The 18801-nt window shown below is 56.4% G+C and carries 15 protein-coding genes and 2 pseudogenes; 6 read left to right on the top strand and 11 right to left on the bottom strand.

The window, feature by feature from the left end; translation table 11 throughout:
* Positions 1-9: 9 nt before the first annotated feature.
* The 11 genes and pseudogenes from ABUA09_RS02720 to ABUA09_RS02670 form a co-directional block, all read right to left on the bottom strand.
* Positions 10-996: a hypothetical protein gene (locus ABUA09_RS02720; RefSeq protein ID WP_009258059.1), complete on the bottom strand. Its 987-nt coding sequence runs from the start codon at positions 994-996 to the stop codon at positions 10-12.
* A 285-nt stretch (positions 997-1281) separates the two neighbouring features.
* Positions 1282-1944, bottom strand: a complete 663-nt coding sequence (locus ABUA09_RS02715) for a DUF6100 family protein (protein ID WP_009258060.1) — start codon at positions 1942-1944, stop codon at positions 1282-1284.
* On the bottom strand, positions 1945-2472 hold the full coding sequence (locus ABUA09_RS02710; RefSeq protein ID WP_009258061.1) for a DUF5697 family protein: 528 nt from the start codon (positions 2470-2472) through the stop codon (positions 1945-1947).
* 150 nt (positions 2473-2622) lie between these two features.
* Positions 2623-3369, bottom strand: a pseudogene (locus ABUA09_RS02705) (SPL family radical SAM protein); the annotation flags it as partial.
* Positions 3370-3654: 285 nt separating this feature from the next.
* Positions 3655-6720 carry a VirB4 family type IV secretion system protein gene (locus ABUA09_RS02700; protein ID WP_071698951.1) on the bottom strand — a complete coding sequence of 1022 codons (3066 nt, stop codon included), beginning with the start codon at positions 6718-6720 and terminating at the stop codon, positions 3655-3657.
* 36 nt (positions 6721-6756) lie between these two features.
* The gene (locus ABUA09_RS02695) at positions 6757-8133 is read right to left on the bottom strand and encodes a C39 family peptidase (RefSeq protein WP_071698952.1); all 1377 of its coding nucleotides are present in this window, start codon (positions 8131-8133) and stop codon (positions 6757-6759) included.
* Positions 8133-9125 carry a hypothetical protein gene (locus ABUA09_RS02690; RefSeq protein WP_009258065.1) on the bottom strand — a complete coding sequence of 331 codons (993 nt, stop codon included), beginning with the start codon at positions 9123-9125 and terminating at the stop codon, positions 8133-8135. The genes ABUA09_RS02695 and ABUA09_RS02690 overlap by 1 nt, the downstream gene beginning before the upstream one ends.
* An 11-nt stretch (positions 9126-9136) precedes the next feature.
* Positions 9137-9847 carry a hypothetical protein gene (locus ABUA09_RS02685; RefSeq protein WP_009258066.1) on the bottom strand — a complete coding sequence of 237 codons (711 nt, stop codon included), beginning with the start codon at positions 9845-9847 and terminating at the stop codon, positions 9137-9139.
* 40 nt (positions 9848-9887) lie between these two features.
* A complete protein-coding gene (locus tag ABUA09_RS02680) occupies positions 9888-10283 on the bottom strand; it encodes a hypothetical protein (protein ID WP_009258067.1) in 396 nt (131 codons plus the stop codon).
* A 249-nt stretch (positions 10284-10532) separates the two neighbouring features.
* Positions 10533-11084, bottom strand: coding sequence for a hypothetical protein (locus tag ABUA09_RS02675; RefSeq protein WP_009258068.1), 552 nt, complete (start codon positions 11082-11084; stop codon positions 10533-10535).
* Between the two features lie 16 nt (positions 11085-11100).
* The gene (locus ABUA09_RS02670) at positions 11101-12237 is read right to left on the bottom strand and encodes a MarR family transcriptional regulator (RefSeq protein WP_009258069.1); all 1137 of its coding nucleotides are present in this window, start codon (positions 12235-12237) and stop codon (positions 11101-11103) included.
* A gap of 735 nt (positions 12238-12972) precedes the next feature.
* Here ABUA09_RS02670 and ABUA09_RS02665 point away from each other — a divergent pair.
* From ABUA09_RS02665 to ABUA09_RS02640, 6 genes and pseudogenes are all read left to right on the top strand, one after another.
* Positions 12973-14043, top strand: a pseudogene (locus ABUA09_RS02665) (SEL1-like repeat protein); the annotation flags it as partial.
* Between the two features lie 110 nt (positions 14044-14153).
* On the top strand, positions 14154-16373 hold the full coding sequence (locus ABUA09_RS02660) for a tetratricopeptide repeat protein (RefSeq protein ID WP_349949072.1): 2220 nt from the start codon (positions 14154-14156) through the stop codon (positions 16371-16373).
* Between the two features lie 32 nt (positions 16374-16405).
* Positions 16406-16888 (top strand): Cys-tRNA(Pro) deacylase, encoded by a 483-nt coding sequence (gene ybaK, locus ABUA09_RS02655; protein ID WP_349949071.1) that lies wholly within the window; start codon positions 16406-16408, stop codon positions 16886-16888.
* Positions 16889-16892: 4 nt separating this feature from the next.
* The gene (locus ABUA09_RS02650) at positions 16893-17690 is read left to right on the top strand and encodes a YlmH family RNA-binding protein (protein WP_058116712.1); all 798 of its coding nucleotides are present in this window, start codon (positions 16893-16895) and stop codon (positions 17688-17690) included.
* Positions 17691-17702: 12 nt separating this feature from the next.
* Entirely contained in the window at positions 17703-17909 is a 207-nt protein-coding gene (locus ABUA09_RS02645; protein WP_033117654.1) for a DUF896 domain-containing protein, read from the top strand.
* A 5-nt stretch (positions 17910-17914) separates the two neighbouring features.
* Positions 17915-18748, top strand: a complete 834-nt coding sequence (locus ABUA09_RS02640; protein ID WP_279204362.1) for an MBL fold metallo-hydrolase — start codon at positions 17915-17917, stop codon at positions 18746-18748.
* The last annotated feature ends 53 nt before the right edge of the window (positions 18749-18801 follow it).

The raw sequence follows: 18801 nt of genomic DNA, 5'->3' as shown, positions 1-18801 counted from the left end.
TCTTTTTGTTTATGGGAACAACCTCCCCTCGAATTTTGTAAAGTCAATGGTTTGCAGGTGTACCCGGTCACTGCAATAGCGGCGCAGCACATCTGCTTGAAAATCAAAGCAGATCAGCGTACCGGGGCGTTCCATCAGTTCGAGGGCGGTGTTGAAACGCACGATCCGCGGCAGATCGCAGAAGTAACCGAACAGCACCGGCGTTCCATCCGGCTCTGCGGCATCCTGCTCCATGGCCCTGCCGGGATTGCCGGCGTAGAGGCCCTGTGACAGAATGCGGTCAAGTTCCGCGGTTTTCACAGGGTCACACAGTAACGCCAGTATCACCTCCCCCTGATGGTCATTGGTTAGGAAATAAAAGTGGTCGTAGCTGCCGTCCAGCATGAAGTAGTCATGCTTGGCCCCACCGGTACTGGTGAGTATCTGGTAGGCCAGGTCCATGCTGTCCCCCAATACCAGTCCATGTACCTGTTCGACACGGTACTGCTGGGCCAGACGCTGCTGGCATAGAATGTTCCAGAGGAGTGTTTTTACCCGCAGTTCGGATTTGTAGCGCCACTTCATCAGAGCGCTCCCGCTATTGTAGGTCACAAAGATGCCGGTGGGGACCAGCAGCACCCCTGCGAAGCGGGAGCTTCGGATCTGGGTGGCATCAGCCCCCAACTCCTTGACTTCGCGTGAACTGTAAAACGCGGGATATGTTACAGTTTCGCCGCCAAAACCGGTCTGGGCAAAGACCTTCGGCTTTTCATCCGGGTAGAGCAATACCCCGGCATTGCCCATAGTAATATAGGTTTCCGCGAGGCGGTGGAGCCGAAACCTCCGGTTTGCTTCGCTTTTGAGCCGGTTGGTTTCTGCGTCTCCTGTAAGGCAGAATGTAAAACGCTCGGGCCATCCGTCCAGCAGAGCTGACTTGGCTTTGATCCCCAGCCGATAGCCCCGGAGCCGATCCCGGTAGTAGGTGCGCAGCAGTCCGGCCTTTTTGAGCGCAGTCACGACCGCCTCCAAGTAGTAAGGGCTGGCGGGAAGGCGGTTGAGCTGGCTGGTGGGGAACTCTCCCGAAATAGCGGTCAGCGATAAAAGCCGGAACGGAAGCGTATCCGGCTGTGGAAAATAGTTGGTGCTTTTCCCAAGTAGTCACCTCCCTTGAAAGCACAGGATTTTTACCGTAATGACTGAGGACTTCGGTAAAAATGGGCCTCCCCATGAGGGGAAAAAGCCCGGAAAATCGGGCGTTTCAGCCGCTTCGCTGGATGTCGGGCCGGAGAAGGCCCAAAATGGTCAAAAATCCGAGATGGATTGTAGACTCGTTTTATGCTCCGTCAGCCATTGCGGAAAACGCTGCTTCTCCATGATATAGATTTTTGTGCAATCCTGGTCGCCCAGTTCGGCCGTGTTATAGGCATCGCACAACAGGCCGGTATCATCAGCCATCACAAAGGAAGAGAGAAGATCCAGTAATTGCTTTTCCGATAAATTATCGTAATCGCGTATCCGCCTGTCGGGAAGTGCCCGGTCATAGACCTGGGCGAAACAGACAACGCAATCGCGGTAATACGGAAGTGGGTGTTCTCTTGCGTATTGATCAAGGACAAAATAGAGCGGGTCCAACAGGAACTCATCGCTTTGCCGCTGTTTGCGCTTTGGCAGCAAACAGGGCAGCGTCACCTCCAGCACCCTGTCCTCGCAGTTGACAGTGATGCCGTGCGTTGCACCGGCGGATTTGAGATAGTCACCTTTGCGGATGGTTGTGCTGGAATAAATCAGATGCCGCAGCCGGCAGGCAATCCGCTCTGCCCGTAAAGCGGCATCTATGGAAAGTGTTTCATAGTTGTCGGGGTAACGCTGGATGTCAGTGGTGTCCAGCGCGTACAGCGCATTACTCAGACGGGATATATCGTCGAGAATGCTTCCAATGCGGTGGGATATTAGTTTTCGATCCAATCATGTGCCTCCTGCTTTCTTGAAATAATTTGTCTGGCCTTCCTCGTCTACAGTACAAAATCCGGATATGCCCGGACAGTCGATTTGGGCGATTTGCGCCGGAGTATCGACCAGCATGATACGGCGGCTTCCCCCTTTGTTGCCCCGCAGAGCATGGCAGACAAGTGCCTCCTGCCCGGCGGCAATATAAGCAATCTCATATAATTCACCGTCGGCAAAAAACACGAGTTTAACGGGAAAATCAGCCGGAGCGTGGTAATCTACCTGCCGGATGAAGTCCAGCAGGACCCACACTGCCCGGACAAGCGCATGGTCAGTTTTTGGTGTTTGCCCTGCCAGGAAATAACCACCGCCGTCTGTTTGAAAAATGCGGCCCTGCCTCTCCAAATGAGAGAGCAGGGCCTTTGTAGTATCTTCTTTGCCAGGGTGAAAACAAAGAAGCTGGTGTTCACAGAGGCCGGGGTACATCGTCACGATCCGTAGCAAGTCCGTAGCCTCGTTCCCATAGATTTCAGCCCTGGTCTTCATGGGGCTCACCTCCTTTATTAAAGGCGCCAATCAGACGCCTTCAAAGCGCATTGTTAAATAGGAATTGTGGAAAGACGCCATTAGAGCGTCAATCCGGCGTTTTTCGAGAATAGTAGGAAAAAAAGGCGTCTTATAGGCGTATTGGAACTGTCAATGATGCGTTTTCCGGAGATTACAGCAATCCTCTTTATTGGGATTTACAAAATCCCTCCAGAATTGATAGTGTTCCGTTACATCTTCACAGATTGTCTTCTGCGGAATATGGATTTTTTCCACGATCCGCTGCTTTTCTTTCAAAGGAAGATGATGGTAGCCTCCCTGCCGCACGGTATATTTAGAGAAATCAACACCCCGAAACCACTGCTTAATCCACGAATTGACGCGCAGAAATTCAACCACACACCGCTCAATTCCCAAATCATTCAGCTTGTCGAAATCCATGTATTCCTCGATGATGGGGCTTAATCGGATTGCCACATCATACCCTTCCGCTTGCAGAGCCTGAATTGCGCGGATGCGCTGGCTGGGAGGACTGGCCTTTTCAAATTGGGCGGTTTGTGCATCGTCCAGGCAGGTCACGGTAATTTGAATATGGGCCAGTTCCTTGTCCAAGATCTCTAAATACTCCGGGGCAGCGGGAAGTGCAGACTTCGTGACGATGAGATAGCTTACCCTGCATAGATTCATCTCCTGGATGGTCTGGTAGGTAGTGTGGTACTGGAGTTCACAGGGCTGAAAACAGTCTGTCATGCCTCCAAGCCTGATGATGCTTCCGGATGGGAGACTGCGGATTTTCCGCCGGACCTTTTCAATGTCTGCAACACGAGGATGCGCCGCATCCCATAATCCACGAAAATGAAGCAATGAACGGGCATAGCAGTAGTTACAGTTGTGTTGACAGCCGCAGCCGTAAGTATCTAAACGGGTGTTATATTTGCATTTGTCGCCTTCATTGCCTCCAACTTGCTTAAAGAAACTCTTAAACTCGCTTTATATCACCTCTAAATTCATTGTTTGATTACTTTATTGTCGAATACATTGGACTCACCTCATATAAAATTCTAAATGGTTGCGGAGGACGGTACTGCCCCGCCGTCTGTTGGTAAAGCATCCAACCATGTTCTTTACACTACTCCGCGCAATAAAGGGAGGCGCTTCCGCACCTCCCAGAGAAAATGCCTTTTAAGCGGAATCAGCTTGTTCTTGGCGCTTGCGCTCCAAAAGCTCCCGCAGTTCCCTGCGGTCTGTGGTTATGAGATCTTTTTCCAATGGACTGGCCTTGAACTCCACCATGATATTGTTGTTATTGGTGGAGATCAGACCGCTGCCGCGCTCAAAGTGTGTGACCTCCATCGTTTCTGCGTCAGAGAGATGGAGGGTTTCCTGGACACGCTCCGCTTCGTCATCCTCCAGATTGAGAATGATCTTAGTCTTGCTGTTGTTGATGATGCCTTTCCCGAAACGGCCTTCGTCCAGATTGAAAAAGTCGTTAAGGTCCTGGCTGGCGCAGATCGCTGATCCACCGAAGCCGCGAATCGTCTTGAAAATTTCCAAAACGAAATCACCGGCCAGCCTGGTACCCGTGGCGCCTGCGCCGGAAAGAAGCTGCCAGCACTCGTCAATAAAAATGGCTTTTTCCTCGGTGCGGTCAGCTTTGGCGCGGTCCCAAACGAAATCAAGGGCCACGAACATCCCCACAGTCAGCAAATCACCAGTAAGCGAGGAAATATCCAGTACGGTGTACTTATTATCCAGCCGCACATTGGTCTGCTTGTTAAAGGTACTGGCGGAGCCATTCACCAGACGGTTGAGGATATGGGCCATGCGAGTGGTTTCCGGGGCGGCCTTCAAAATCTCATATAAATCGCCCAGCACCGGCATCTCCCGGTAGTAGCCCGGATTGGCCGGGTCTTCCAATGAGGCGTTGTCATGAGTGATACCTTTGGAATTGTAGGTGCGGATCAGAGCCTCATCCAACAGCTGTCGTTCCTCGTGAGACATATCAGGGATCAACAGACTGAAAAATATGTGGAGTTGCTGGATTTTGGCGGCCAGTTCGGAGAGCTGGATTCCCGGCCCGTCCAGAAGCTCACTGACCGACCGATCCACCTTGCGGATCTCCATCACATTGATGCAGTGCGGGCTGGCCGGGGAAATCTGGATAAACTCCCCGCCTACATTGGCACAGGCACGGTGGAATTCGTGCCCCTTCAACGGTGCAATGATGAAAACGGGAATGTTTTTCCGCCTCATTCTTAACGCCATGAGCTGCATCGTAAAGGTCTTGCCTGCGCCGCTGGTACCCAGGATCGCCATATTGGCGTTCTTGTAAATCGCAGAGTTGAAAATATCCACGATGATGAGGGAACTGTTATATTTGTTGACCCCCAGAAGGATTCCATTGTCATCGCACATCTCAAACGAAGTGAACGGATAGCAGCTGGCCGCGCCTCCAGTCAACAGGTTGCGCTTACCACGCTCGAACAGTCCCTTTTCCATGGAAACCAGCGGGAGGGCAGAACAAAATGCCTGCTCCTCCCGAAAATGGCAGTTGCAGACATCCATATCCTGCGAAAGCAGGAGCTTTTTTATTTCGCTGGCCTTCCACTCCAGGTCCTCCACAGAAGGGGCAGTCACAGTAATCAACAAGTTGAGATAATAGAAATCTTCGTTATTCGCAAGGCCCTCCTTCAGAAAATAGCCGCTCCGAATAGCGCCGTCTATATCATCGAAGTCCGTGTTCGTGTCGCTGGCATCCTTGATTTTTGACCGGTTGATGCGGAGCTGCTGGCCGACCCGCTGAATAATGCGCTCTTTGGGTTGGCGTGAAAGAAACATATCGAGGTCAATGCCATCACCGGCATTGACGATCAAACTCAGCCAGCCCGCGGGCACCTGTGTTTTGTAACCATCTGATGGGACGAGCAGATAAGTATAGTACAGCCCGTCTATGCAGAGATACCGTCCATGGGTGAAGTCGATGCTTTTGGGAGCAGCAAATTCAGCCGCCGGGATGCGGTCAATCTCGCCCTCCCGCCCCTTGTCGAGATACTGTGCCACAATTTCCTGTGCCCGTACCGACAGGGGCTTGACCGCACTTTCATTTCGGCACAACAAATTATAGAAAACATCTACGGTAAATTCGTCCTCGTTTTCGTGGACAACGACCTCGTTGCCGCATTGACGCAGGTAATTGGATGCCGTGTGGACAGCACTTTGGAGAGATTGGATTGCCTCATCTTCCTGTTCGGAGCGCCGGGTATTGGCCCAGGGCTCATACTCGAAAATCAGGAAAAACCGCCGGGTCACAGCTTCCCGGGAGCCGACCTGCTGCACAAAGTTCAGGTAATCCTCCTGCATCAAGCGGCACTGCTCGTTTTCCTCATGGGCCATCTCCTGGCGCACCGTGTCCAGGTGGCGGTTGATGTCCGCACGGCGGGTCAGAACCTTGATTTGGAGCTTGATGGGCGAGATCTTCAGGTACGAAACGAAGGAGTAGATGATATTCCTCTGTTCCCGGGCGCTGCGCAGCATAAAGTTGATGGGGACAACTTCGACCACCTTGACAAAGCGATGGTCTTTGGTATAGATAATGCCGTTCTCCACTTTCTCAATGGGCAGATAATCCGCCACTGGATTGAGGCAGGCGGGCTTCTGCTCCTTGACACGGGCGGGGCGTTTGGGCAGGCGTTCCTTTTCATGGCGCTTTTTTGCGTTCTTTTTTGCCTTATTGCCCTTGGCAGGACGATCCTTTTTAGCATTTTTCTTGGGCCGGAGCTTTTCACGGATTTCATATCCGCGGACTTCATCAAACTCAGCGGGGAAATCTGCTTCACCAGACCGCCGGCGCTTCGGCGCCTTGGGCTTTCTCTCCTTTGGAGGCTTCTGTTTGAGATGCTTGCCGGCTGATTTGGAGGGAGCCGTTTTTTCACAGGGCTGTTCACCGTCACCGCCGACAACGCGGCGATTCCGCAGGTATTTCAGAAAAGTGATCAGAAACTGCGAGAGACTTTCCCCTGAAATGCCAATGAGGGCAACCAATGCCACCGGGAGCGCAGTCAGGCATAAAGCAATAATGCGGGCGGTCAGCCCAAATGGAAGGCACAAAAAAACCGGCGTCCCAATGGCAAGTGCCAGGATGCCGGCTTCAATCACATTCCGCGCACGGAACATACCGCCAAAAAAAGTGCCTGTTTCTATGAAGTTCGGCGGTATGATATAAATATCATGGTCATTCTTGTTGCTCATGTATTACCTCGTTTCTGATGCCGGGGTGCGGTGCGGTCAGCCAATAATCCAGAAAGGACCGCCTGCTGCCGCACGGCGGCTTGCTTCATTTAAGATGATGGACAGATCCCACAACTGCCCGCTTCGCTTGTAACTGGCCGGGTCAGCCACCATGATCTGGCCGTCTTTTACGCCACGGAGAACAATGAAGTGGCCGGATGAGGTAAAATGGCCTTCGGACATAATTGCCACGACCAGCTTGCCATCTGCGAGAGCGTCCAGAATCCGCTGGGGCTCGGAAGTCGTGCAGCCGGATACCGGAAGGCCCCATTCCTCCGCAGCAGCAGGGATCAATGCGTGATAAGAGCCGCTGCTTTTGCACCAATAGCCATTGTCATATGACCACTTTGCCATTTCCACCGGGTCTACCATATCGTCCGTGAGGGAGGAAACCACGATTGCCATGGCGGTGGGCCCGCACCCATAGCCGCCGATGTTATCGGTGCCATAGGGTTGACTGGCATAGCGTTCATCCAGCTGATTGTAATAAACAACCGGGGTCCCGCCGTCGGTAAAGGTTACATCTCCAAGGGAGGGGATACTGTTCCCTGTCCACTCGTCCACATTTTGCAGCAGGCCGTCGCCTAAAAAGAGACTTAGGTTAGAGGCATAATCGGACGCCAGTTCTTTCTGCTCATCCGTAAGCGCGAAAACATGGTCGGCAAGATAAGACTCGCCGTTGTAGCGAATGGTATAGATCATCCAGATCTCGGTGGAGATGGTTTCCTCACCGGTCTCCGGATCTTCGGATGTGACCTCACGGCTCTCCCGCACACTGGTATAAGAGTATAGATGCTCTTTGTTCTCCCGCAGGACAGTGGACAGGTCATCCAGCGAAATGCTCTCAAAGTCTTCATCCCGGGCAGCGCAATACTGTGAAACGATGAGGTTGGCGTTGTAGACCAGGCCGGAAGAATAGGGGTTTTTGACCTCCATTTTGTCGGCGCCAGAAGAGGCAAAGTCCACTTCGATACGGGCCATCACATCATCCAGCGCCTCACCCAGAATGGCGTTGATGGCAAAGGTAATGTCGTTGGCGTTTTCTACGATGGCGGTTTCGCTGTTGAGGATAGGCGTGTCAGGATCAGCTGGTGAAAAGGCATTGACCAGCCCTCCAAAAATCAGGCCGGGCAGCATCAGGAGGAAAAGGACAGGCAGCAAAAGCAGAATGGCAATGACGGCAATGATTTTGCCGATGTGCTTTCGGCCGGCCCAGACGGCCCCAGCCACAGCCCCATAGGGGCCGGCGGCGGCAGCGCCTTTCGCTGCTCCAGAGATGGCCTTGCCAGCTTTGATAGCGCCTTTGACCGTATGTGCGGCAGAGGCCGCAGCATCTACTGTTTCGGCGGAGCTGTTTTTTTGTTCTTCAGCCATTAGAGTTTGTCCTTTCTTTTGGGAGTAGGCGGCAGTTTCTTCACGATGGATTCGTGATAGGCAATCGAGCCGTCCGGTGCCATATAGGGGGATTTTTCAACCGCATCCGCGGCATACTGCTTATACCAGGCAGTACCATCTACAGCGTGAACGGTTGTGTATTGGCCTTCCGGCGCCACATACTGGTCTGCATGATACATACCAAAAGCGATGCCTTCTGGATGCTCCGGAGTGACTTCTGTGCCGGTAATGCGGCCGCCGCCAATCTCCACATTCTGATAAGTGGGAATATTCTCGGCCCCGGGCTCCAATGCCGCATGACCCATGTAGGAATGCAGAGCTTCTACAGCTTTATCCCCGGTCATAGTTCCCATCTGGGTGATACTCCCGGTAGCAACCGATCCTATGACATTGTTGGCAAAATTGCCTCCTTTGCTTACGGAGGAGGCGTAGATATGTCCACCGATGCCGCCTGCAGCGCCGCCGACCAGCCCACTTAATCCGGAGGGCTTGGCATCCGGGGGCGTTGTGGCCGTTTTGACCGCATTATTGGTAACATTCCTTTTAATCACGCCGGCCAAGCCACCGCTGGCAAAACCAGCGCCGAATCCAGCACCGCCTTTTCCGCCACCGTTTGCACGGACATGGGAGGAATGACTGCTGCGGCCTCCCGCAAAGTGATTGCTGGCAAAGCTCTTAAATCCGCTGAATCCCCTGGCCGCAATCATAGCCTCCGCCAGCATACTGCCTCCGGTATGGCCGACATTGACGCCCAGACTTGCCATAAAAGAATCGATCTTCTGTGATACTTTAAGAAATCCGATTGCGCACATAAACCAGATCAGCACATTCCCCGAAACGGCTTCTTTGCCTACGGCGTCCACTTGTGCCTGGACTTCTTCCTCCGAAATAGCGAAAGCAGGCTGGCAGAACAGACAGGAGAGAGCTGCGACCATCAGCGCAAGGAACAAAATTTTCTTGAGTCTTTTCAAAATGGCCCTCCTTACAAAGAGAGCGGGTTGGAGATAAACGAACCAACCATGCTCGTGAACAGGCGCAGGCACCAGGCGTTCATCAGCAGAAGAAAAATCTGACCGCCCAGCATCCGGCACCAGGATTTCCAGATGTTTGATGTTGTCTGGCTTGCCCCCATGGAAAAGGCTACTGGAGCCGTATAGACCAGCACGCCGAGCAATACATATCGCTCTGCCGCTTCCAGCAGCAACTTCAGGTAGTTCCACGCCAGAATGATGACTAAAATCAGAGTGATAAGGGCCACAGCCCCATTGGCGCACACCCCGATGATGACCAGCATGACAGAATTGAAATCCGCAAAACTGAGTGCCGGCAGCTCCGAATCCATAATCCAGTTATACGGTGTGCCGCCGATGGTCAGGATCATGCTGACAATCTCATTGGAGAAGAACGCTAAAAGAATAAAAATGACGGACCGGATGCTCAATTTGAGCGGGTCTTCCGCTTCAATACCGGCTCCCAGGCCAAAGTTCTTGAACAGCTGCCACACCCAGTTAAGGAGAATGATACCGATGCCCAGTGCCACAAAAACGCTGTACATCGTTTCGGCCGCGGGAAAGTAGCGCAGAAATACCGCCATATCGCAGCCCAGTGCCCCCAAAACCGAGGTGGTTATCAAGTCAAGGCCCGCCATGACCTGCTCTGCAATCCATTCAACAATGCCGTCCAGAATACCCATAGGTCATGCCTCCTTTCGTCGGGTATCAATGTGATGCCGATCAACCTGCCCACTGACCACCCTCAAAGAAGGGGACGATATAGGACATGATAAAGCCCAGACTGTTTAAGATGGCCCAGGTGATAACAATTCGTTTGAGCCAAGCTCTGCTTTCATCCACCGTTTTACCAGAACGGGAGAAATTCATGAGCAGCAATGCTACCGAAGCGGTCACAATGGCCGCAATCGTGGAGATAGCGAGGATCTGCGTGTAGACATCCTGCATGATTTCTGTGGCCTTTGTCCAAACATCGGTTGCGGCAAAGGCCGGCTGGCTGAACATCAATGAGACGGTGGGACACAGAAACGCCATATAAGCGATTCTGCCAATGGAAAAACGGCGCGGAGGGCTGGTATCGCCGTTTCGCTTTTGGTGAGGAATCTTGCGTTTTTTCAATTTTCGGACCTCCAATCCAAATGTAATATGCGGGACTCAAACAAAAGAGGAGCCCGCAGCTCTTGTAATAGATGCGGGCTCCCTCCCCAATCGGCCGGTCATTAGGGCAGCAAAAAAGCACCTTGAAAAAGGTGCCGTTCACTGCCTGCATTCAGTTTTGGGTGCAAGTTTGAGCATATTCAGTTTAGCACACCAGGATTTACGGCTCAAGGGCAGGAATGCGCCAATTTCATTCCCGTATTCTGCCAATTATTTGCCCTTGGCCTTTTCATCTGGTTTTGGCGCTGGAAAGAACTGTTCCAGCATATCCAAACTGTCTTTGGAGGTGTACCCCCATAGTACGGAACTGAGTGCGTCAATGGCTTCCCTGCGCCTGCGGTAGTAAGTACGGAATGAGATGTCCCGGATATGCGGACGCAAATTCTCGATGATCTCCTCCACATTTTTGAGTTGCTGCGGGGAGAGGAAGGAGTAGTAAAGCAGCCAGTAATAGGCCTCGCCGTTCTTGTGGCGGGTACGAAGCAATTCGACTGCTGAATCCAAAAGTTTCAGCATTTTGTGGCTGCGCTCAATGCACTTAGCATGGTGTTCAATATCGCTCCCATTCAGATCGGCGCCGGCCAGATAGATGGAATCCAGAAATTCCTCGATGGATGTGCCGTATTCGATCTCAAACTTGGAACGCACATGCTGGACAGAAATTTCCAGGCTCCACACCACATCGCGGTATTTTTTCAACAGTTTCCAGGTATCATGGTACAGCGGGTTTTCTGCGACATCTTTTTCAACAAATTTCTTCATGGTAAGACCTCCTTATTCAATTCTCCGCGACGGGAGAGAGTGTAAGTTCAAAAGTGGTGACCTGCCTGTTCCCGCACAGAATGGACAAGCCAAAACAGAGCGTTGACTGTTCCCGTGCGCGGGGTAGTAAATCTTCCCGGCAGTCGCCCGATAAGGGATATAACTTATAGCGGGAGAGGGGACAACCAAAGCACGAAATCCCTTGTGCCATCAGGATTTGAGCCATCTTTTGGATGATAATTTCAATGTGCGATTTTGAAACGCTATTGAGTTCGTTTGAAACGATAACCTCATGCTCTATACTTGGTGTGTTTTGGCTGGAGCCTGATTCATCGGGGAGTTCCAAATGGATGTTGAGCGTCATAGCGACCTCCTCTTTGTCCACCATAACATCCGATATTTCAAACATGGTGGACAGGTAATTTTTCAAATAGACCACGCTGCCGTGTCGGCCCGGGAAGGACATAAGGGAGATATAGTCCAGTGCGGCCAGCTTTTTGAGGACGCGGCCGACTGTCGCCCGGGACACCCCCCAGCGGACAGCCAGTTCAGTGTAGGCAACAAGAGGATTGCCGGTGCCGTTGCGGAAATAGACTACTGGCCCCAGGTCTGACCCCTGTACCTGATTATCGTTGTAGACGGCTGAAACCCAGAGGTCCAGAATAATATCCATTTCGGAGCATCGGCTTGTGCTGATGAGATCTGTGACAACGGAAACGGGCAGAAAGAAAAAGCCGGTATCCTTTTGGCAGGGAGCATTATATTCAAGCACCGTGTTATGCCGCGCCCAGTCGCAAATTTTATAGCGGATCACATTGCCGCGATCCAGTGTATGAAAAGTGATAAAGTGCTGTTTCTGCAGTTGTTCCAGCACTGTCAACGCCTGGCATTGAAACCGTGTGCGAAACCATTGGGACACTTCCTTGAGTGTGCAGACCCATTCGCCCGGATAGATGGTATAGCTAATACCATCAATGCGGCGGTATGAAGTGCGGAAGTTTGCGTAGCTGCAAAGTACGGTAAAATAAAAAAGACCAGAGCCTCCGCTTGTGCGAATGCTCCGGTCTGCCATCAGCCGATGGACGAATTGCCGATAAATCCGGCATCGTGGGTAATCCACGACCTGTTTGATCTGTAATTGATAAGCCGGCATGGAAACCTCCTATTTTAAGATTGATTCTATTGCATAAAAATGATAAAATAGCCCGGGATGCGTATAAAAATAACACACCCCGGGCGGGCCGCTCTGCTAATAATCTGCTAATTTGCGTTTTTACAAAAGCTCAAAAATGCCGTCTGCTAATTTTTTGCTAATTGCGCGAAAGGTATTCCAGCGCCTTGAAACTGTGCAGAATGACACAAAACGGCGTGAGAAACCAAAAATTCATTGGGCTAAATTGACACAAAACGAAGCGGAATGTAGTGTAAGGGAATCGTAGGACAAAGAGTTATTTGTTCTCCTAAGCGGTAGGCCGGAGGTTCGACTCCTCTCGGGCGTGCCATGTCGGAGCAAAGCCCGCTTTGCTCCGACATCTTTTTATTCTCTGAGCAAAAAGATGTTATTAACCCACGCCCTTGCTCCGGCTTGGCGGCTGCTCTGCGGGCGGCCTTTTCTATTTCCGGAAATCTGGGCCTTAACCGCCTCTCCCGGTTCCGAGCACCCTCTTGCGGCACGAATCCTCGCCTGGTGGCGAGGGTTTGTCGCCAAACGGGGTTATTTTTTCTTCTACCTCACCCCGGCTTTCCTCCCGCCGGGATTCCCGGGCACGATCCGCCGGGCATCCCTTTTTATCTTGTGTTGCACGTGCTCTCGTTGTAAAATGGATTTTGTAGGCGCGGCGTGGTCCGCGTTCCTCTTACTCCTATACATAGAAAGCAGGTGGAGCAGATGGATCCCAAATCCGACGACCGCGGGGAGCAGAAGGAGTTTTCCAATCCCCAGGACGTCGTCTTTGTCAATACGCAGCTCATTCTCAAAGCCATGCAGAATGTGCAGAAGGCCCAGCAGGACTTTCAGGCCATGCTGGAGCAGGCAGAGCTGGGAGATACCTCCGTACAGTACGACCTGGGCGTGCGGTACGCTGAGGGGGACGGGGTGGACAGCGACATGGTTCAGGCCGCCCACTGGTTCTCCCTGGCGGCGGAGTCCGGCGACCTCCGGGCCATAGAGGCCCTGGGCCGCTGCTATCAGATGGGCACAGGCGTGGAGGAGGACCAGGGCAGGGCTGTGGAGCTCTATACCCAGGCCGCCGACCAGGGCTATGCGGGGGCACAATGCAGCCTGGGATTGTGCTTGGAAAACGGCTCCGGTGTGGATCAGGACCCGGTCAAGGCGGCGGAATACTATCTTCTGGCCGCCGAGCAGGGCCACGCGCCCGCCCAGTGTAATCTGGGCGTATGCTGTCTCAATGGCATCGGCGTGGACCGCGACCCGGAGGAGGCCGTCCACTGGCTGACAAAGGCGGCGGAGCAGAATTTCCCCCGGGCCCAGAGCATCCTGGGTGTGTGCTGGGAGAACGGCACCGGCGTGGACCAGGACCCGGCCCGGGCGGTGGAGCTCTATCGAAAGGCCGCCGAGCAGGGCTACGCCCCCGCCCAGTGCAACTTGGCCGTGTGCTGCCTCAATGGCATCGGCATGGAGGCGGACGCCCCCCAGGGCGTGGAGTGGCTGGAGCGGGCTGCAGCCCAGGACTTCGCCCGGGCCCAATGCATCCTGGCCGACTGCTGCAAGACCGGCTCCGGCCTGGCCCAGGACCAGCCCCGGGCCATGGCGCTCTATGAGGCGTCCGCCGGGCAGGGGTATCCCCCCGCCCAGTGCAATCTGGGCCTCTGCTGTGAAAATGGCGACGGCGTGGAGCAAGACCTGGTCCGGGCGGCGGAGCTCTATCAAAAGGCCGCCGCGCAGGACTACGCCCCGGCCCAATGCAATCTGGCCGTGTGTTTTCTCAATGGCATCGGCGTGGAAAAGGACGAAGCCCGGGCGGTGGCGTGGCTGCAAAAGGGCCCGTCGGGCAGGACTTCGCCCGGGCGCGGTATATCCTGGGCTGCTGTCTCCGGGACGGCGACGGTGTGGAGGCCGATCAGGCCGGAGCGGCGGCGCTTTTTCGCCAGGCGGCGGAGGACGACTATCCCCCCGCCGTGTGCGAGCTGGGTCTCTGTTATGAGATGGGGGCCGGTCTGGAGGAGGACAAGGCCCAGGCCGTGCGCTGGTACACCAGGGCAGCAGAGCTGGGCTATGCCCCCGGGCAGTGCAATCTGGGCTATTGCTACCTCACCGGCATCGGGGTGGAGGAAGACGACGTCCAGGCTGTCCGGTGGCTCACACAGGCCGCGGAGCAGGACTTTCCCCGGGCCCAGCGGCTGCTGGGCTGCTGTTGCCGGGACGGGGAGGGCACGCCGGCGGATGCGCAAAAAGCGGTGGAGTGGTTCCGGAAGGCGGCCGCACAGGACTATCCCCCCGCCCTGTGTGATCTGGGGCTCTGCTACGAGATGGGCACCGGGGTAGAGGTTGACCTCAAGCGTGCCACCGACCTTTACCGCCGCTCAGGAGAGCGGGACTATGCGCCGGGCCAATGCAATCTGGCTGTGTGCTATTTAAATGGGGATGGGGTGGAGAAGGACGCCGCCCAAGCGGCGGCGTGGCTCCGGCGGGCCGCCGCGCTGGACTTTCCCCGGGCCCAGAGCATCCTGGCCGACTGCTACCGGGATGGCGACGGCGTCCCCCGGGATGACGCCGAGGCGGCACGGCTTTATCAACTGGCCGCCGATCAGGGGTATCCCCCCGCGCTGTGCGGGCTGGGTCTCTGCTATGAGCTGGGCGAGGGCGTGCCGGAGGACAAGGCCAGGGCCGTGGCCCTCTATACCCAAGCTGCCCAACGGGGGAACCTCTCTGCCCAGTGCAACCTGGGGTACTGCTGTCTCACGGGCATCGGCATGGACCCGGCCCCCGAGCAGGCCATTCCCTGGCTGGAGCGGGCTGCGGAGCAGGGTTCCGCCCGGGCCATGAGCCTGCTGGGAAGCTGCTACCGGGACGGTGACGGCGTGGAGGCGGACGCCGAAAAGGCCGTGCAGTGGTATCAGAAGGCGGCGGACCTGGAGTATCCCCCCGCCCTGTGCAGTCTGGGGCTGTGCTATGAGCGGGGCGAAGGCGTACCGGAGGACAAGGCCAGGGCCGTAGCCCTCTATACACAGGCCGCCCAGCGAGGAGATCTGGCCGCGCAGTGTAATCTGGGTTATTGCTACCTCACCGGCAGTGGGACAGAGGTGGACTGCGGCCGGGCCGTGGAGTGGCTGGACCGGGCCGCCCGGAGGGGATTCCCCCGGGCACTGGATCTGCTGGGAGACTGCTATCAAAACGGCGACGGCGTGGAGACCGATGACGCCAAGGCTGTGGAGCTCTATCGCCGGGCCGCAGAGCAGGACTACGCTCCCTCCATTGCCAGTCTGGGCCTGTGCTGTGAGCTGGGACAGGGCCTCCCCGAGGATAAGCCCAAAGCCGCCGCGCTCTACCGCAAGGCCGCGGAGATGGGCTACACCTATGCCCAGTGCAACCTGGGCTTCTGCTACCTGCGGGGCATCGGCGTAGACAGGGACCCCGCCCAGGCGGTCATATGGCTGCAAAAGGCCGCGGAAAAGGGGCAGTCTCGCGCCATGAGTCTGCTCAGCCGGTGCTGTTTTGATGGAAGCGGCATGCAGAAGGACGAGAAAAGAGGCCTGGAGCTGCTCCGCCGGGCGGCGGAGCAGGGCTATGCCCCCGCCCAGTGCAATTTGGGCCTGTGCTATGAAAACGGCTTCCACGGTCTTGCGCAGGACCTTTCAAAAGCGGCGGAGCTCTACCGCCGCTCTGCGGAGCAGGGGGACGCCGCCGCCCAGAGCAATCTGGGCAGCCTCTACTATACCGGCTCCGGTGTGGAACGGGACGATGCTCTGGCTTTTCAGTGGTTTTCCCGCTCCGCAGAGCAGGATTTTCCCGCCGGCGTCTATCATCTGGCCGACTGTTATGCGTCCGGACGTGGGACCGCCACGGACATAGCCCGGGCGGCTGAGCTCTACCAGAAGGCCGCCCGGCTGGGGGATGAGGACGCCATGTTCATCCTTGGCAAGTGGTATCGGGACGGGAAGGGCCTCCGCGCCGACCCGGAGCAAGCGCGATTCTGGCTACGGAAGGCCGCCGACGCAGGTGTGAAAGAGGCCGCCGCCTGTCTACGGGCGCTGTCCGGCAAGGCCCCGGGAAAGGGCGGAGAAAAACGCGGGGGCTTTTTCCAAAAGCTCTTCGGCAAAGGCGACTGATCTCCGTCAAGCCATAGAAAAGAGGAATTTCCATGTCGGAAGAAAAAACCAACGTCATGCGCCTTTTGGAGCAGAAAAAAGTCCCTTATACGCCCCACCAGTACCCTCACCAGGAGGGTATGGCGGTGGACGGGGCCACAGTGGCCGCCGTGCTGGGGCGCGATCCCGCCTCCGTGTTCAAAACTCTGGTGACCCGGGGTGCCACAAAGGCAAACTATGTCTTTGTGGTGCCGGTGCTGGCCGAGCTGGACCTGAAAAAGGCGGCCAGGGCAGTGGGAGAAAAGTCCATTGAGATGATCCATGTCAAGGAGCTCACCCCCCTCACCGGCTATGTGCGGGGCGGCTGTTCCCCCATCGGGATGAAAAAGCGGTTCAAAACCGTGCTGGACCAGAGTGCCGCCGACCAGGCCGCCATCCTGGTCAGCGCGGGCAAAATCGGATGTCAGGTGGAGCTTGCCCCGGGGGATCTGGTCGGCCTGGTGGGCGCCGGCTTTGCCGATATTATAAAGGAATGACGCCATGAACAAGACCGAACTGCTGGGAAAGCTCTCCGCAGACCCCGAGGAGCGCCTTCTCCTTGCCAGGGCGCTGGACAAGCTGGAGCTGTGCCGCACCCGAAACATCCCCGCTCACACGCAGTTTCTCTCCCTGACAGAGCAGGCCGCAGCGGAGCGGCTCATCGCCGCTTCCGGCCACCCGGCACACTTCTTCTGGGGCGGCTTCGGGGACGCGGAGCGAAAGCTGTGCGTCTTTCTCCCGGATTGGATGTCTCCCGAGGACTGGCGGCTGGATGCGGACTGTCCCCTCTCCGCGGTGCGCATCGCCTGCCCGCCGGGCTGCGGCCTCACCCACCGGGACTATCTGGGCTCCATTCTGGGCCTGGGTATCACCCGGGAAAAGGTGGGGGATCTGCTGGTGGGGGAGGAGGGCTGTCAGGCCGTTCTGCTCCGGGAGCTGGAGCACGTGCTCCTCTCCCAGCTGGATCAGGTGGGGCGGCAGCGGGTCAGGGTCTCTCCCATGGCCCCGGCGGACCTCACGCCGCCGGTCAGGCAGGTCAAACAGATCCGGGACACCGTGGCCACCCTGCGGCTGGACGCGGTGGCCGCCTCCGGCTTTTCCATAAGCCGCTCCAAAATGGCCGATCTCATCTCGTCAAAAAAGCTGATGCTCAATGGGAGGGAGTGCGACAAGCCGGACCGTCCGGTGGGAGAGGGGGACGTACTCGTCTGCCGGGGGCTGGGCAAATGCGTGCTCAGCACGATATCCGGTCCCTCCAAAAAGGGGCGGATCATGATCGTGATCGAACGTTATATTTAAGGAGGGAGCCCTATGGAACAGCACAAGATCGACCGTATCAGCGAACTCTCCCGCCTCTCCCGGGAGCGGGCGCTCACCGCCGAGGAGGCCGCAGAGCGGGAGGCGCTGCGGGGCGAATACCGCGCTTCGGTCCGGCAGAGCCTCCAGGCCCATCTGGACAACACCTATCTCGTCAATGGGCAAGGGGAGAAACAAAAGCTCAGAAGGAAGGGGGAGTGAGCGCCGTGCGGGTAACGGTTCTGATGGAGAACACCGCCCCGGAGGGGCTCCTCTGTGAGCACGGCCTCTCCCTCATGATTGAGCACGGGGGACGCAGCATCCTGCTGGATGCCGGCTCTTCCGCCGCGCTGCTGGACAACGCCGCCCGGTTGGGCGTCGATCTGTCCCGTGTGGACGCCGCCGTCCTCTCCCACGGGCACTACGACCACTCCGGCGGCTTCTGCGCCTTTTTCCAGCGCAACCCCTCCGCGCCCCTCTATCTGCGGGAGGAGGCCGCGCAGCCCAGCTATGTCCTGCGGGGCGACGCCAGAAAATATCTGGGCGTGCCCCAGGAGCTCCTCTCCCACGGAGCGCGGCTTCACTATGTCACGGCGCGCACCGAGCTTTTTCCCGGCGTCTGGCTCCTGCCCCACAATACGCCGGGCCTGGAGAGCCGGGGAGAGCGGGTGCATATGTACCGCCAAACCGGGTCCGTGCTGACCCCTGACGACTTTGCCCACGAGCAGAGCCTGGTCTTCGTCACCACCTCCGGCCTGATCCTTTTCAGCAGCTGTTCCCACGCCGGAGCGGATACGGTGACGGAGGAGGCCATGGCCGCCTTCCCGGGCCTCCCTGTCCGGGCCTTTCTGGGCGGCTTCCATCTGATGGGCGCCTCCGGCGCCGCCTCCCTGGGGGTGCCGCCGGAGGAGGCGGTCGCTTTGGGCCGGCGGCTCCTGGAACTGGGAATCGGTGAGATCTGGACCGGCCACTGTACCGGCACCCCCGCCTTCGAGCTGCTGCGCCCCGTGCTGGGGGAGCGGCTCCACGCGCTCTCCACAGGCTCGGTGGTAGAGCTCTGAGGGGCGGCGTTCCCGCCTTTCCGGGGGCAAACAGAAAGAGGGCCGGTCCCCAA

The sequence above is a fragment of the Intestinimonas sp. RTP31139st1_F5_RTP31139_211217 genome, from assembly GCF_040226735.1.
Taxonomy (GTDB): Bacteria; Bacillota; Clostridia; order Oscillospirales; family Oscillospiraceae; genus Intestinimonas; species Intestinimonas butyriciproducens.
The sequence above is the reverse complement of the archived record's forward strand: the minus strand, read 5'-3'. Positions and strand labels throughout refer to the sequence as shown.